Annotated in this window: 18 protein-coding genes; 14 read left to right on the top strand and 4 right to left on the bottom strand. The window is 70.5% G+C overall.

The annotated features are described in order from the left end of the window. Together ABT367_RS36325 and ABT367_RS36320 are read right to left on the bottom strand one after the other, a co-directional pair. Positions 1 to 218 (bottom strand): hypothetical protein (locus tag ABT367_RS36325; protein ID WP_434975619.1); only part of this gene is annotated, 218 nt, incomplete at its 3' end. Further along, positions 215 to 760 carry a SigE family RNA polymerase sigma factor gene (locus ABT367_RS36320; protein ID WP_352257557.1) on the bottom strand — a complete coding sequence of 182 codons (546 nt, stop codon included), beginning with the start codon at positions 758 to 760 and terminating at the stop codon, positions 215 to 217. The genes ABT367_RS36320 and ABT367_RS36325, both read right to left, overlap by 4 nt. A 70-nt stretch (positions 761 to 830) precedes the next feature. Here ABT367_RS36320 and ABT367_RS36315 point away from each other — a divergent pair, with 70 nt between their 5' ends. From ABT367_RS36315 to ABT367_RS36295, 5 genes are all read left to right on the top strand, one after another. Next, positions 831 to 1,046, top strand: coding sequence for a DUF3311 domain-containing protein (locus ABT367_RS36315; protein ID WP_352257556.1), 216 nt, complete (start codon positions 831 to 833; stop codon positions 1,044 to 1,046). Then, positions 1,043 to 2,539: a sodium:solute symporter family protein gene (locus tag ABT367_RS36310; protein WP_352257555.1), complete on the top strand. Its 1,497-nt coding sequence runs from the start codon at positions 1,043 to 1,045 to the stop codon at positions 2,537 to 2,539. The genes ABT367_RS36315 and ABT367_RS36310 overlap by 4 nt, the downstream gene beginning before the upstream one ends. 124 nt (positions 2,540 to 2,663) lie before the next feature. Then, positions 2,664 to 2,972, top strand: coding sequence for a DUF6412 domain-containing protein (locus ABT367_RS36305; RefSeq protein WP_352257554.1), 309 nt, complete (start codon positions 2,664 to 2,666; stop codon positions 2,970 to 2,972). Between the two features lie 119 nt (positions 2,973 to 3,091). Then, complete coding sequence (locus tag ABT367_RS36300) at positions 3,092 to 3,838, top strand: YidC/Oxa1 family membrane protein insertase (RefSeq protein WP_352257553.1); 747 nt, start codon at positions 3,092 to 3,094, stop codon at positions 3,836 to 3,838. 160 nt (positions 3,839 to 3,998) lie between these two features. Continuing rightward, positions 3,999 to 4,850 carry a fumarylacetoacetate hydrolase family protein gene (locus tag ABT367_RS36295; RefSeq protein WP_352257552.1) on the top strand — a complete coding sequence of 284 codons (852 nt, stop codon included), beginning with the start codon at positions 3,999 to 4,001 and terminating at the stop codon, positions 4,848 to 4,850. Positions 4,851 to 4,920: 70 nt separating this feature from the next. Here ABT367_RS36295 and ABT367_RS36290 read toward each other — a convergent pair whose 3' ends face one another. Both ABT367_RS36290 and ABT367_RS36285 read right to left on the bottom strand, forming a co-directional pair. Beyond that, on the bottom strand, positions 4,921 to 5,394 hold the full coding sequence (locus tag ABT367_RS36290; RefSeq protein ID WP_352257551.1) for a heme-degrading domain-containing protein: 474 nt from the start codon (positions 5,392 to 5,394) through the stop codon (positions 4,921 to 4,923). Beyond that, a complete protein-coding gene (locus tag ABT367_RS36285; RefSeq protein WP_352257550.1) occupies positions 5,391 to 6,464 on the bottom strand; it encodes a Gfo/Idh/MocA family oxidoreductase in 1,074 nt (357 codons plus the stop codon). Before ABT367_RS36285 ends, ABT367_RS36290 begins: the two co-directional genes overlap by 4 nt. A 47-nt stretch (positions 6,465 to 6,511) precedes the next feature. Here ABT367_RS36285 and ABT367_RS36280 point away from each other — a divergent pair, with 47 nt between their 5' ends. The 9 genes from ABT367_RS36280 to ABT367_RS36240 all read left to right on the top strand — a co-directional run. Further along, entirely contained in the window at positions 6,512 to 7,639 is a 1,128-nt protein-coding gene (locus tag ABT367_RS36280; protein WP_434975618.1) for an ROK family transcriptional regulator, read from the top strand. 219 nt (positions 7,640 to 7,858) lie between these two features. Further along, positions 7,859 to 9,271, top strand: a complete 1,413-nt coding sequence (locus ABT367_RS36275; RefSeq protein ID WP_352257548.1) for a hypothetical protein — start codon at positions 7,859 to 7,861, stop codon at positions 9,269 to 9,271. 95 nt (positions 9,272 to 9,366) lie between these two features. After that, the gene (locus ABT367_RS36270) at positions 9,367 to 10,131 is read left to right on the top strand and encodes a GntR family transcriptional regulator (RefSeq protein ID WP_352257547.1); all 765 of its coding nucleotides are present in this window, start codon (positions 9,367 to 9,369) and stop codon (positions 10,129 to 10,131) included. Between the two features lie 127 nt (positions 10,132 to 10,258). Beyond that, complete coding sequence (locus ABT367_RS36265; RefSeq protein WP_352257546.1) at positions 10,259 to 11,380, top strand: TIGR03364 family FAD-dependent oxidoreductase; 1,122 nt, start codon at positions 10,259 to 10,261, stop codon at positions 11,378 to 11,380. 5 nt (positions 11,381 to 11,385) lie between these two features. Beyond that, positions 11,386 to 12,087 (top strand): phosphonatase-like hydrolase, encoded by a 702-nt coding sequence (locus tag ABT367_RS36260; protein ID WP_352257545.1) that lies wholly within the window; start codon positions 11,386 to 11,388, stop codon positions 12,085 to 12,087. 77 nt (positions 12,088 to 12,164) lie between these two features. Further along, the gene (locus ABT367_RS36255; protein ID WP_352257544.1) at positions 12,165 to 13,079 is read left to right on the top strand and encodes a phosphate/phosphite/phosphonate ABC transporter substrate-binding protein; all 915 of its coding nucleotides are present in this window, start codon (positions 12,165 to 12,167) and stop codon (positions 13,077 to 13,079) included. Further along, positions 13,079 to 13,801: a phosphonate ABC transporter ATP-binding protein gene (locus ABT367_RS36250; RefSeq protein WP_352257543.1), complete on the top strand. Its 723-nt coding sequence runs from the start codon at positions 13,079 to 13,081 to the stop codon at positions 13,799 to 13,801. Before ABT367_RS36255 ends, ABT367_RS36250 begins: the two co-directional genes overlap by 1 nt. Further along, on the top strand, positions 13,798 to 14,616 hold the full coding sequence (phnE, locus tag ABT367_RS36245; RefSeq protein ID WP_352257542.1) for a phosphonate ABC transporter, permease protein PhnE: 819 nt from the start codon (positions 13,798 to 13,800) through the stop codon (positions 14,614 to 14,616). Before ABT367_RS36250 ends, phnE begins: the two co-directional genes overlap by 4 nt. Next, the coding region (locus ABT367_RS36240) for an alcohol dehydrogenase catalytic domain-containing protein (protein WP_352257541.1) at positions 14,613 to 15,173 on the top strand (561 nt) is incomplete at its 3' end. The genes phnE and ABT367_RS36240, both read left to right, overlap by 4 nt.

Genomic DNA, 15,173 nt, shown 5'->3' with positions numbered 1-15,173 from the left:
GCACCGACCGGCACCGCGACCGCCACCGCGAGCGCCGAAGCCGTCACGGCCACCCGAAGCCGCCGTCCGCTGCGTCCGCGCCGCACGATGGCATCGACCGGAGCCTCGTCCGGCCGGATCGCCCGGGTCTGCTCGGTCAGAAGCTCCCGCAGGCGCTCCTCCAGCGGTGTCCGCGGTGCGTCCTCGCCGAACTCGTCGCCCTGCCTGAAGTGCTTCACCGGTTTCCTCCCCCACTCGTCGTGATCTCGTCGGCGGAGTCCACCGCCGACACGGCCAGCTCCGGGCAGGCCCGCAGCTTCGCAAGGCCCTTCGCCGCCTGGCTCTTGACCGTGCCCGCCGAGCAGCCGAGCGCCTCGGCCACCTCGCTCTCCGAGAGGTCCTCCCAGTAGCGCAGCACGACCACCGCCCGTTGCCTGGGCGGTAATTGGGCCAGCGCGGCGAGCAGGCTGCCGCGGTCGTCGACCTGCGCCGCCGGGTCATGAGAGCCCGCCACATCAGGCGGTATCGCCGTGAGGTGCTCGCCGACGCGTCGCTTGCGGAACCGATCGCTGTTGCACGTGACCAGCATCTTGCGGACGTACGCCTCGGGCCGGTCGCTGCGTGACACCTTGCGCCACGAGCGGTACGCCTTGGCCAGCGCCGTCTGCGTCAGATCCTCCGCGTGATGGAGATCGCCCGTCAGGAGATACGCCGTGCGCACCAGCCGTGGCCAGAACGCCCTGACGAACTCCCGATAGCCGTCCTCTTCATCGGCTCTCATGTCTGCACCCCCTCGACCTCCAGACCACCGTTGCGCCGGATTCGGTTGCCCGGCCCGTAGGCTCCCTCGGGTGATCGCTCGCCCCCACCTCCTGTGGCTGCTCGTCCCGTTCGTCCTGTACGCAGGCGCCCTGCCGTTCGTCAACCGGGTCGAACCCGCCGTCGCCGGGCTGCCGTTCTTCTTCGCCTGGCTGATCGGGGCCACCGTGATCACCCCGTTCGCCGTCTGGATGACCTGGCGTGGAGACCGCAAGCACCGCAACCACCAGAAGGGGCATGGGCAGTGAACGCGGCCATCGCCACCACTGTCTTCGCCGTCTTCATGGTGGCCACCGTGGCCCTCGGCCTGCTCGCCGTACGCGGACGAGGCGGCCAGGGCGGGCTCGCCGAGTGGTCGGTCGGCGGGCGGAGCCTCGGGGCCGTGTTCATCTGGGTGCTGATGGCCGGCGAGGGCTACACCAGTTTCAGCTACCTCGGGGCGGCCGGCTGGGGATACAACTACGGCGCACCCGTCCTGTACGTCGTCGCGTACATGTCCTGCGGCTACGCGGTCGGTTACGTGGTCGGACCGATGCTCTGGGCCTACGCACGCGACCACCAGCTGGTCGGCATCACCGACATGATCAGCCACCGCTACGGAAAGCCCTGGCTCGGCGCCGCCGTCGCGGTCCTCGCCACGGTCTTCCTTCTCCCCTATATCCAGCTGCAGATCACCGGCATGGGCGTGGTCGTCTCGACCATCTCGTACGGCACGATCAGCCTCAACTGGGCCTATTTCCTTGCCTTCGCGATCACCACCGGCTTCGTGGTCGTCAGCGGGCTCCGCGGCAGCGCCTGGGTGTCGGTGCTCAAGGACGTGCTGGTCATCGGCACGCTCGCCTTCCTCGCGATCTACGTACCGCTGCACTACTTCGATGGATACGGGCCGTTCCTCGACCGCCTCGTCGAGCAGAAACGCGATTGGCTGACGCTCCCCGGGCACGGCGAGAGCGGTCTGGGCATGGCCTGGTTCGCCTCGACCACCGTGCTCAACGCCTTCACCGTGGTGATCTTCCCGACCACCGTCGCCGGCTACCTCGGCGCCCGCGACGCCGACGCCTTGCGCCGCAACGCCATCCTGCTCCCCGCGTACAACATCCTGCTCTTCGTCCCGATGCTGCTCGGCATGGCGGCGCTCTTCGTCGTCCCCGGTCTCGCGGGCGCGGATTCGAACCTGGCGCTCTTCAAGCTGGTCGTGGACTCGCTGCCCGCCTGGGCGGTGGGGGTCATCGGGGTCGCGGCCGCGCTCTCGTCGATCGTGCCGATGGCCGTGTTCATGCTCGTCATCGGCACGATGTGGGGGAGGAGCGTGCTGAGCCACGTACCGCGGCTGCACAGCCAGGAGCGGCAGAAGAACGCGTCACAGGCCGTGGTCGTGATCGCCGGCACGCTCGCGCTGATCATGACGTACGCCGCCCCGAACACCCTCGTCCGCCTCTCGCTCATCTCGTACGAGGGCATGGCGCAGCTCCTGCCGATGCTGCTGCTCGGCCTGGTCTGGCGCCGGCTCACCACGGCGGCGGCGCTGAGCGGTCTGGCCGTGGGGGTCGCGATCGTCTGTGCGCTGGTCTTCACCGAGAACGATCCGGTGTGGGGCATCAACGCGGGACTTGTGGCTCTCGCCGCGAACATCGCGGTGGCGCTCATGGTCACCTGGGCAGGGCCGAAGGACCGTGACGTACGTCCCAACCGTGAGGTGCTTGCCAAAGAGCCCCTCGTGGACGAGCCGGCCGGCGCGTAGGATCCAGGAGTAACGCGCGAGCACAGAGAAGCGCGCGACAAGCAACAGTGCGCGACAAACAGTGCGCGCGACCAACGACAGCACGCGACAAAGAGCAGCGCGCGATACGCGAGAGGAGGCAGCCGTGGTCGACAGGTTCAAGGATCTGCGCGTCACCGGACTGCTGCTCCTGCTCGTGACGCAGGTGCTGCTCACCGACGCGGGCCCGCTCTCCGCCGCCGTCGCCCTGGCCGCGACCGCCGCGGCCGGTACCGCGCTCGCCGTCTGCGCGCTGATCGCCTCGCGCTCCGTTCCGGTCGTTCAGCCGGCCCGGGTGCGCACCGCGATCCGCGACCGTGAGCAACGCACGGCCTTCCTGCCCCAGCGCGATCCGGATGCCGCGGGACGTTCGCGTCCGCGAGCACCGGGACGTCTCGTCCCGACGGCCGCGTAAGCCACCCTCGTCTCATCTGAGCAGGGTCTCTGCCTGCCCTCTTACGCGGTCCGTCACGCCGAAAACCCGCCGGTCCACCGGCATTTCCGGTACGACGAGACTCCCCGAAGGGGCCCAGCATGTCCGTTTTCAGTGGCTTCGCCGACGTGGTCGACCAGCTCGCCGACGCACTTCACCCGCTGTTCCAGGGCGCGTCCGTGGCGGTCGCGATCATCCTGTTCACGATGGCCGTACGCCTGGCCGTACACCCTCTGTCGCGTGCGGCGGCCCGCGGCCAGAAGGCCCGCACCAAGCTCGCCCCGCAACTCGCCGAACTGCGCAAGAAGCACGCCAAGAACCCCGAGAAGCTGCAGAAGGCGATGCTCGAACTGCACAAGCAGGAAGGCGTTTCGCCCCTGTCCGGCTGCTTGCCGAGCCTGCTGCAGCTGCCTGCTTTCTTCCTGATGTACCACTTGTTCTCCAACACGGAGATCGGCGGCGAGGCCAACCCGCTGCTCGGCCACACCCTGGGCGCCGCACCGCTCGGCGGGCGCTTCCATGACGCGCTGGCGGACGGCGGGCTCTTCGGCGGGGCGGGTCTGGTCTATGTCGCGCTGTTCGTGCTCGTGGCCGCCGTGGCCACCTTCAACTACCGGCGTACGAAGCAGCAGATGGCCACCGCGCCAACCGCGGGGGTCGAAACCCCGCCCGGAATGGGCGCGATGCTGAAGTTCATGCCGCTGATGTCGTTCCTCACCCTGTTCACGGTGGCCGTCGTGCCGCTCGCCGCGGCGCTGTACGTGGTGACCAGCACCACATGGAGCGCCGCCGAACGGTACTTCCTCTACCGGGACATGCCCCCGACCGCCCTTGCGGCTGCCGTCTGAGAGCGTCGGAGAGCGCCGGGGGAACGCCCTGGGAGGTCACACCTTGTGACGGTCCAGTACGTGAACGGGGTATTGCGGGCTGGACCTATTTCTTGGAGGATCGGCCAAAGCTCCGATGGCCGCAACCCATCGGCACCCTTCGACCACAGGAGAGTGAACGATGAAGCTGCTGCGAGTCGGAAACCCGGGAGCGGAACGCCCGGCGCTGCTGGACCAGGACGGCACCTTGCGTGACCTGTCCGGGATCGTCGCGGACATCGACGGCGAACTCCTCGCCGACGAGGCCAAGCTGACCCGGATCCGGGAAGCCGCCGCGACCCTCCCCGTGCTCGACGCCGAGGGACAGCGCATCGGTGCGCCGCTCGCGCGGATCGGCAAGGTCGTCTGCATCGGGCTCAACTACCACGACCACGCCCGGGAGACCGGCGCCGAGATACCCGCCGAGCCGATCACCTTCTTCAAGGCGGCGGACACGGTCGTCGGCCCGAACGACACCGTGCTCATCCCCCGTAAGTCCGTGAAGACGGACTGGGAGGTGGAGCTCGCCATCGTGATCGGCCGCACCGCGCGCTATCTGGAGTCGCACGAGGAGGCGCTCGCGCACGTCGCGGGATACGCGGTCTCCAACGATGTATCGGAGCGCGAGTTCCAGATCGAGCGCGGCGGCACCTGGGACAAGGGCAAGAACTGCGAGACGTTCAACCCGCTCGGCCCCTGGTTCGTGACCGCCGACGAGATCGCCGACCCGCAGGCCCTCGGCCTCAAGCTCTGGGTCAACGGCGAGCTCAAGCAGGACGGCTCCACCGCCGACCAGATCTTCCCGGTCGCCGAAGTGGTCCGCTATGTCAGCCAGTTCATGACGCTCTACCCGGGCGACATCATCAACACCGGTACGCCGGCGGGTGTCGCGATGGGTGAGCCCGAGCCCAAGCCGTATCTGCGGGCCGGCGATGTGGTGGAGCTCGAGATCGAGGGTCTCGGCCGCCAGCGCCAGGAGCTCAAGGACGCGTAGCGGTTGTGCGGGGCAGTCCGTCCTGGACGGACTGCCCCGCCGTTCCGCGACGGGTGGGATTTTCTCGGGGCTAACGCCCCCAAACCCCCTTGAAATGCTCCAGAGCCTCCACCACCATCGCGTGGTCCTCCGCCTGCGGAAGCCCGGAGACCACCACGGTCCCGATGACACCCGCGCCGCGCACCGCGATCGGGAACGCGCCACCATGCGCGGCATACGTGTCGGGGTCGAGCCGCGAGGACTCCTCGAAGGTCGTGCCCTTGGCCCGGAATCGCGCTCCCACCAGGAACGACGCACAGCCGTAGCGCTCCACGACCCGGCGCTTGCGGTCGATCCACGCGTCGTTGTCCGGGGTCGAGCCCGGCAGTGCGGCGTGGAAGAGCTGCTGGCCGCCGCGGCGGATGTCGATGGCGACCGGGGCCTGGCGCTCACGGGCCATCTTCACCAGCATCGAGCCAAGTTCCCAGGCGTCGTCGTGCGTGAAGTGGTCCAGGACCAGGCGCTGCTCCTGTGTCTCGAGCTCCTCGATGGCGGGGGCGCTCACAGCTGCACCGCCACACCGTCACGGGCCGAACGGCGGGCCGCTTCCAGGACGTCGAGGGCGCTGGCCGCCTCGTGCGCGGTGACCGGGTTGGGGGCCTCGCCCCGTACGGCGGCGGCGACCGCCGCGTAGTACGCGGGGTAGTCGCCCGCCAGGCTGGGCTCGGGGCGGCCGCCGCCGGTCAGCGGGGACTCACCGGAGCCGACGCGGCCCCACAGCGACTCGGGCTCGGTGCCCCAGGCGCCGTCGGCGGACGGGCGCTTGCCGTCCTTGAGGTCCGCCTCCTGCGGGTCGAGGCCGTACTTGACGAAACCGGCACGCGAGCCGAGCACGCGGAAGCGCGGGCCGAGCTGGGCGGTGGTGGCGGAGACGTACAGATGCGAGCGCACCCCGTTCGCGTGGGTCACCGCGATGAAGGTGTCGTCGTCGGTCTCGGCGTTCGGGCGGCGCACATCGGCCTCCGCGTACACCTGGACCGCCGGGCCGAACAGGGTCAGCGCCTGGTCGACGACATGGCTGCCGAGGTCGTAGAGCAGACCGCCGATCTCCTCGGGGTTGCCCGATTCGCGCCAGCCGCCCTTGAGCTGCGGACGCCAGCGCTCGAACCGGGACTCGAAGCGCTGGATCTCACCGAGCTCGCCGTCGGCAATCAGCTTCTTCAGCGTCAGGAAGTCGTTGTCCCAGCGGCGGTTCTGGAAGACCGAGAGCAGCAGCCCGCGCTCGTCGGCGAGTGCCGCGAGCTCACGGGCCTCGGCGGCCGTACCGGCGATCGGCTTGTCCACGACGACCGGCAGACCGGCCTTGAGCGCGGCCGTGGCGATCGGGACGTGGGTCTTGTTCGGCGAGGCGATCACGATCAGGTCGAGCTCGTCGGCGAGCTCCCACAGGTCGTCCGGCGAGGCGACGAAGCGCAGCCCGTCGCCGAACTCGGAGCGCGCCTGAGCCTGCCGCTCGGGGTTGGAAGTGACCACCGTGTCGAGCGTCAGACCCTCGGTCGCGGCGATCAGCGGGGCGTGGAATACGGAACCGGCGAGGCCGTAGCCGACGAGGCCGACCCTGAGCGTGGAAGTCATGCTTCTACTTAAACAACGCTGTTGCCAAAGTGCAAGCGAACAGGAGAATGGGGGGCGTGAACCCCATCTCACCGCATACCGGCACCCCAGGCGTGAACCTCCCCGCCCTGCGCGGACACAACGCCGCGCTCGTCCTCGACCTGCTGCGCAGCGCGGGCGAGGAGGGCATCAGCCGCCTCGAGCTCGCCGAGTGGACCGGGCTCACCCCGCAGGCCGTCAGCAAGATCGTCGGGCGGTTGCGGGACGAGGGCCTCGCCGCGGAGGCGGGCCGCAGGGCCTCGACCGGCGGCAAGCCGCGCACCGTCCTGCGCCTGGCGCCCGAGGCCGGGCATGCGGTGGGCATCCATCTCGACCGCGACGCGCTCGTCGCGGTGCTCATGGACCTCTCGGGTGCGGTGGTCGCCGAGCGCGCCGCGCCCCTGGATCTGGGGGCCGGCTCGGATGCGGTCCTCACCGCCGTGGCCCGCGAGGTGGACGCGCTCACTGCCGTACGCGAGTCCGTCCTCGGTGTCGGTGTCGCGCTGCCCGGCCCGCTCGACCACCGCGGCGGTGTCCTGCACCAGGTGACCGGCTTCCCCGAGTGGGACGGCTTCCCGCTGCGCGACGCGCTGGCCGAGCGCCTCGGTGCGCCGGTCGTCGTCGACAAGGACACCAACGCGGCGGCGCTCGGACTGGCCCTCGCCCGTCCGTCCGGCGGTGGCTCCTTCGCGTATCTCCATCTCGGTACGGGACTTGGGGCCGGTCTCGTCCTGAGCGGTGCTCTATATAGGGGAGATCGCACGGGGGCGGGCGAATTCGGCCACCAGGTGCTGCAGTTGGACGGCGCACGCTGCTCCTGCGGCAACCGGGGCTGCATCGAGGCGCTCTGCCTCGAAGCGGTAGCCTCCGGCGAGCTCGCGAGGGCGGCGCGGGTGCTGGGCGAAGGTGCCGCGAATCTGGTCGGGCTGCTCGACATCGACCTCGTACTTCTCGGTGGCCGCACGGTCGAGAGGGCCCCGGAGATCTTTGTACGCGGCGTCTCGGACGTGGTCCGCGGGCGTGCCCGGTCGACGGTCGAAGTGCCGGTGCGGCAGGCCGAAGGGGGTGGACGGCTGGTGGCCGAAGGGGCCGCACAACTGGTCCTTGCGCCCCTGTTCGGGCGGGCGAATGTGGCCTTTCCCGCCAATCGGAATTGACGGAAACTGGGCTGATAGAGGGGGATTCGGCGGCCATTCGGCCCCAAGGGGCCGTGGCGCGCGCGAGAGGCCGCGCGCGCGTGGCAGGGTCGCGGACGCCACTTACGGTTGATTCGGCCGGAGGTTCGCATGTCCCGGTTGCCCGGGGCGTACGGGCTTGTTCCACGGATCGGCGCGTGAGTGGGCCCCTCTGTTCCGTGCTCCGTAAAGGCCTCCTCCATGCGACTGCGCAGTGTTCTCGCTGTCGGCGTCACCGCCGCGGCACTCTCCCCTGCGGTGGTCGCGGTGCCGGCGTCGGCAGATGACGACCCGCTGCTCAGGACGAGCAACTGCCTGAGCCTTGCGGTCCTTGGGACGGCTCAGGACTGCGAGACGAGGGCGGCGGATGCGGACGCGGCGGCGGATGTGGTTGCGGATGCCGACGCGGATGCGGGTCTGGCGGATTCGTCGGATGCCGTGGACGCCTCGGACGCTGCCGATGCCGCGGATGCTGCCGATGTCTCGGACACCGGGGATGCCGCCGATACGTCGGACGCCGCGGATGCCTCGGACTCCTCGACGGATGCGGACGCCACGGCCGATCTCGGATCCGGTGAGGACGTCGGCGCCGTGGGCGAGCCGGACGCGACCGGGGACTCCACGGACACCTCGGGTACGGACACGGGCTCGGACGCGACGGACGCCGACACCACCGACACCGGCGACGCGACGGACGCCACCGATGCGGGCGACGCGACGGACACTGCCGACGCGACGGACGCCGCCGACTCCAGTGACGCGGCCGACACCACCGCCACCGACACCGGTACCTCCGTGATCCCGGCAGTCGACTCCGGCGACAGCACGGACAGCACCGACAGCACGGACAGCACCGACAGCACGGACAGCACCGACACAGCCGGAGACACGGACTCCGGCACGGGCAACACCCCCGTGGTCACCAGCGTCGAGCAGCCGCGGCAGCCCGCGCCCAAGCAGGGCCTCACCGACACCACGGCCGGTCTGCAGTCCACGTGTTCCGTCGAGGACAGCGACGACTTCCCGATCGAGTCGTCGATCAACCCCGGGCCCACCACGTACTACCCGGGCGGTGGCTTCGAGAACTGGTCGGTGGAGCTGACGAACACCTCGGACGACACCTGCCGCAACATCCACCCGATCGTCGTCTTCCTCGACCGCGACCGTGATCTGCAGTCCGCGCAAGCCGAGTTCGAGTTCCGGACGCCGGACGGAAAGTGGCATCCGGTTCCGTTCGAGCGGACGGATGTCGACGAGCACGTCGGGGTCTTCGACGACGGGTTCGGCGGGTTCTCGATCCCCGCGGGCGAGTCGGTGACCGTGCCGGTGCGGCTGCGGTTCGCGGCCGACACCGGGGCCAACCGCGTCACCGCGAGCCTCGCCGTGGTGCAGCGGCGCGAGGACGACGGCGAGTGGGTGGGGGAGTCCGAGGACTACGTCTTCGATATTTCGGGGAGTTCCAGGAAGGGTGTCGCGCGCACCCCGGAAGAACTCGCAAAGACAGGCCGGAGCGGCGACGACTCGCTGCTCGGGCTTGGGGCTACCGCCGGCGCCTTCCTCCTCGGCGGCGGAGCTCTTGTGGTGGGATCTCGGCGCCGGTTCCGACGGCGCTGACCAGCCGACCCGCCACCGTCCGAAAGCGGTGCCCGTGCCTTTCCAGCCGAAGGCACGGGCACCGCTTCGTGTGCGGGTGCGCATAGGGTTCCCCCGTGGACTACCCGAACGACCAGCACCCCGGAGCCCCCGTCAAGGCCGGGATTCCCGAGCACGGACGGATCCCCAAGTACTACGCCGTGAAGGCCCGGATCGGTGAACTGATCGACGGCCTGTCCGAGGGCCAATCCCTGCCCACCGAACGCGACTTGGCGCTGCGCTACGAAGTGGCCCGCGAGACCGTGCGGCAGGCGCTGAGGGAGCTGGTGCTCGAAGGGCGGCTGCGGCGGGCCGGGCGCGGCACCGTCGCCGCGGGGCCCAAGCTGGAGCAGCCGCTCGCGCTCGCGAGCTATACGGAAGGCGTGCGCAGGCAGGGGCGCAGGCCCGGCCGTGCGCTCATCTCGCTCGACCGCTTTGCGTGTCCCCAGGCGCTCGCCCGGGAGCTCGGGGCCGAGCGGGGGGAGCCGGTCTGGCATCTGGAGCGGGTGCTGCTCGCGGACGAGGAGCGCGTCGGGCTCGAGAGCACGTATGTGACCGTCGCCCGAGTGCCGCGCCTAGACCGGGACTTCGAGCCCGACTCCTCCTTCTACGCCTATCTGCGCGAGGAGTTGGGGATCGGGTTCGGGGCCGCGGAGGAGCGGATCGAGACGGTGCTGGCCACTCCGCGTGAGGCGCTGCTCATCGGCACGCCGCCCGCCCTGCCCATGCTCCTGATCCACCGGATCTCGCGGGACGCCGACGGGGAGCGCCTGGAGCGGGTGCGCACCTTGTTCCGCGGGGACCGGTTCAGCTTCACGGCCCAACTCGGGGTGCAGGACTGAGAGGTGGTGCGGCATCCGCATTGGATAACGACAAGGTAACGGGTCTAGTCCAAGCTTGGGGGGTCGTTCACCGTCCCGTTGCCGACAGGCCCGGTGCGAGTCATGCGTCCCCCGGACCGTAAGGGCCATGAGAGTCATCGTTGTAGGCGGCGGAGTCATCGGCACGATGCACGCCTGGCAGGCCGTCGAGCGCGGCCATGAGGTCGTCCAGATCGAGCGTGAGGCCGAGGCGCGCGGCGCGTCCCTGCGGAACTTCGGCCTGGTGTGGGTGGGCGGGCGCGCCCAGGGTCCTGAGCTCGAGGTCGCGCTGCGCGCCCGCGAGCTGTGGGAGGAGATCGGCGCCCGCGTCCCGAAGGTGGGCTTCCGCGCGAACGGGTCGCTGACCCCCGTACGTACGGCTGCCGAACTGGCCGTCGCCGAGGCCGCGTTGGCCCGCGAGGACGCCGGTGCGCGCGGGTTCAAGCTCCTGAGCACCACCGAGGCCCGGGCGCTGAACCCGGCGCTGCGCGGCGAGTTCGAGGCCGCGCTGTACTGCGAGCGGGACGCCGCCGTCGAGTCGCGCACCGCGCAGCTCGCCCTGCGCGAGGCGCTCGCCGCCACCGGCCGCTACACCTTCCTGCCCGGACGCGAGATACGCGACGTGGTCGGCGAGAACGCCGTCCGCGACGACCACGGGGACGTCCACCGAGGCGACCATGTGATCCTGGCGACCGGTGCCTGGCTGAGCGGGCTGATCCGCGAGCTCGACCCCGAACTGCCGGTGCGCAAGGTCCGGTTGCAGATGATGCAGACCGACCCGCTGGGCGAGGAGCTGACCACGACGGTCGCCGACGCGGACAGCTTCCGCTACTACCCGGCGTACACGGGCGAGGCGCTCGACGCGCTCAACTCCGGTCAGGCGCAGCCCGAGGTCGCCGCCGCGCACAAGATGCAGCTGCTCATGGTGCAGCGCCTCGACGGCTCGCTGACCATCGGCGACACCCACGAGTACGAGCACCCCTTCGCCTTCGACACCGTCGAGGACCCGTACGAGCACTTGGTGAAGGTCGCCGGAGAGCTGCTCGGGCGGCCGCTGCCGAAGATCCGCCGCCGCTGGGCCGGGGTGTACGCGCAGACCCGGGGCACGGACCCGATCGTGCACCGCAAGCGGCTGCGCGAGGGCGTCACCCTCGTCACCGGGCCCGGCGGGCGCGGCATGACCTGTTCCCCGGCGATCGCCGAGACCACTGCCAACTCCCTCGGATGGTGAGCCGGATGACGACCCCGCACCTCGATCTCGTCGTTCTCGACATGGCCGGCACCACCGTCGCCGACGGCGGTCTGGTGGAGCAGGCCTTCGGCAAGGCCGCCGAACGGCTCGGCGTCGAGCCCGGCTCGGCCGACCACGCCGAGAAGCTGCAATACGTACGCGACACCATGGGCGAATCGAAGATCACGGTCTTCCGGGCGCTGTTCGGGGACGAGGAGAAGGCGCAGCTCGCCAACGTCTCCTTCGAGCAGGCCTACGGGGAGCTCGTCGACGGCGGCAGGATCGCCCCGCTGCCGGGCGCCGAGGAGGCCATCGGCCGGCTCAGGTCCGAGGGGCGGACGGTGGTCCTGACCACCGGGTTCGCCCGCTCCACACAGGACGCCATCCTCACCGCGCTCGGCTGGCACGACCTGGTGGACCTCACCCTGTGCCCGGCCGACGCGGGCCGCGGCCGCCCCTACCCCGACATGGTGCTCGCGGCATTCCTGCGCACCGGCGCCGTGGACGGGGTGCGGCAGATCGCCGTGGCCGGCGACACCGCGTACGACATGCTCAGCGGCCTCCGCTCCGGGGCCGGTCTCGTGGCCGGTGTCCTGACCGGTGCCCATGACGAGCCGGCTCTCAAGGGCGCGGGTGCCACGCACGTCCTGCCCTCCGTCGCCCAACTCCCGGATGCCATCGCGGCGTTCGAGGCATCCGCGCGCTAGCTCCACCTTCCGGACCGGGTTGCCTCCCGCCCCGGTCCCACCCCTCTCCTGCCGACTCACTCCCCTCGGAGCCCACCATGTCCCTGCGCCGACTCACCCTCGCCGGCGTCCTCGTCGCCTCCCTGGCCCTCACCGCCGCCTGCGGCAGCGATGACGGGGCCGACAGCGGCAAGGCCTCCGCCACCTGCCCGGGCGGCAAGATCCGGTTCGGCGTCGAGCCGTTCGAGGACCCCTCCAAGCTCACGCCCGCCGCCGAGGCCCTCGCCGACGGCATCAGCAAGCAGCTCGACTGCCCCGTCGAACTCACCATCACCGAGGACTACTCGGCCGAGGTGCTCGCCATGGAGAACGGCAAGCTCGACATCGGCATGTTCGGCCCGCTCGGCTACGTCTTCGCCAGCAAGCGCGCCGACGCCGAGGCGCTCGCCTCCTTCGGTGACGCCAAGGGCAAGCTCTCCACGTACACCGCCGGCATATGGGTCCCGAAGGACTCCGCCATCAAGTCCGTCAAGGACCTCAAGGGGAAGTCCCTGGCGCTCGGTTCGCCCGGTTCCACCTCCGGTGACGCGCTGCCGCGCCAGGCCGTCGTGGACGCCGGCCTCGCCGAGAAGGACGTCAAGGTCGACTACGCGGGCGGTCACCCCGAGGCGCTGCTCGCCCTGACCAACGGCAAGGTCGACGCCGCCGAGATCAACTCGCAGCAGCTCGCCGTCGCCACCGAGGAGGGCACGTTCGACCAGGCGAAGTTCCGCCAGGTGTGGACCTCGGACCCGATTCCCAACGACCCGATCACGGTGCGCGGCGACATGGACCCGAAGTTCAAGCAGGCCCTTCAGAAGGCGCTGCTCGAACTGCCCGCCGACAAGGTCGCCGAGATCGGCAAGCTGCTCGACGTCGACCCCGCGGGACCGCTGATCAAGGTCGACAACAAGACCTACCAGCCGCTGTTCGACCTCGCCGAGGACCTCGACCTGAGCGAGAAGGACGTCTGATGCTCGCCCTGACCGGGATCCAGGTGCACTACGGCGCGCAGCAGGTGCTGCACGGCGTGGATGTCACCGTCGGGCGCGGCGAACTGCTCGCCGTCCTCGGCGCCAACGGATGCGGCAAGTCCACACTCCTGCGTGCCGCCGCGGGTCTGCAGCCCATGACCGCGGGCGAGGTCCTGGTCGGGGGCGAGCCCGCGGGCCGGCTCGACATCGCCGTGATCTTCCAGCACATCCATCTCGTACGCAGGCGCTCGGTCCTCGACAACGTGTGCGCGGGCGCGCTCGGCCGGCTTCCGCTGCACAAGTCCCTTGTGCCGGCGCTGTTCCCGGCCGAGGTCAAGGAGGAGGCGATGGCCTGCCTGGACCGGGTCGGCCTCGCCGACCGGGCGCACGACAAGGCGGGCAGCCTCTCCGGCGGCCAGCAGCAGCGGGTCGCCGTGGCCCGCGCGCTGTGCCAGCGGCCGAAGGTGCTGCTCGCGGACGAGCCGGTCTCGGCCCTCGACCCGGCCGCCTCCGAACAGGTCCTCGCGCTGCTCGCGGAGCTCGCGCACGACGAGGACATGGCGGTGCTCGCCGTACTGCACCAGCCGGCGCTCGCCGCCCGGCACGCCGACCGGGTGGTCGGGATGCGCGAGGGCCTCGTGGTCCTCGACGGGGCGCCCGAGCAACCGGTCGACCATCTGTACAGCCCGATCAACCCCCTCAGCGTGGAGACCGTGTCATGACCGTCCTGCAGCAGGAGGTCCGCAAGCTGACCGTCCCGCCCAAGCCCAAGCAGCCCAAGCGGAAGATCATCGGTCTCGCCATCACGGCGGTGGTCGTCGCCGCCCATGTCTTCGCCTGGAACACCACCGGCATATCCGTGACCGCCTTCGCCGAAGGCTGGCAGGGAATGGTGGACTTCATCGGCGAGGCCTTCCCGCCGAACCTGTCCTGGGAGGTCCTGAAGCCCAGCCTCGAAGGCGCGCGGACCACCCTGTGGATCGGTCTCCTCGGCACCACCCTGTCGGTGCCGGCCTCGCTGGTGCTCGCGCTCCTCGCCACCCGGGGCATGGCGCCCGGCTACGTCTACCAGTCGGCGCGCTCGGTCCTGTCCTTCCTGCGGGCCGTCCCCGAGATCGTCTTCGCGCTGGTCTTCGTGACGGCCGTGGGCCTCGGCCCGTTCCCCGGAGTGCTCGCGCTGGTGTGCCACAACGTCGGCGTGATGGGCAAGTTGTGGGCCGAGTCGATCGAGGACGTCGACCCGGGTCCCGCCACCGCGCTCCGCTCCGCCGGTGCCGGCCGGATCCAGGTCGCCTCGCACGCGCTGCTTCCGATGGTGACCCCGCAGATGACCGGCCTGCTGATGTACCGCTTCGACGTCAACGTACGGTCCTCGCTGGTCCTCGGTCTGGTCGGCGCCGGCGGTATCGGCTTCCTGATCAACCAGTCCATCAGGACCTTCAAGTTCGACGAGATGCTCACCCACATCATCGTCGTGCTCGTGCTGATCATCGCGGTGGACCGGCTCTCGGCCCTCGTACGGGCGCGGCTGTCGTGACGGATCTCCCCGCACGGTACGCGCGTTGGGACGGACCCGGCCGGCCCTTCACCCTCGTCGGCACGGTGACTCCGGCCGAGCCGGACAAGGGCGAGGTGCTCGTACGGATCGACCTCGCGACGGTCTGCGGCAGCGACCTGCACACGGTCACCGGGCGCCGTACCTCGCCCGCGCCGAGCGTCCTCGGACACGAGCAGGTCGGCACGGTGCTCGCCGCGGGCGGTGACGTGCGCTGCCAGGACGGCACTCCGGTCGTCCCCGGCCTCCGGGTCGTCTGGTCGGTCACCGCCTCCTGCGGTGACTGCGACCGGTGCGTACGCGGACTCAGCCAGAAGTGCCGGACACTCTTCAAGTACGGGCATGAGCTCCTCGACGAACTCGCCCCGCTGACCGGCGGCTTCGCCACCCACTGCGTCCTGCGTCCCGGTACGGCGATCGTCGCCGTACCGGACGAGCTGCCCGACGAGGTGGCCGCCCCGGCCTCCTGCGCCACCGCGACGGTGGCGGCCGCACTCGCCGAGGCCGGGCCGCTCGAGGGCCGCCGGGTCCTGGTGACC

The organism is Streptomyces mesophilus (assembly GCF_040300965.1).
Lineage (GTDB): Bacteria > Actinomycetota > Actinomycetes > Streptomycetales > Streptomycetaceae > Streptomyces > Streptomyces mesophilus_A.
Note: the sequence above shows the minus strand (reverse complement) of the source record. Positions and strands in the feature narration are given on the sequence as shown.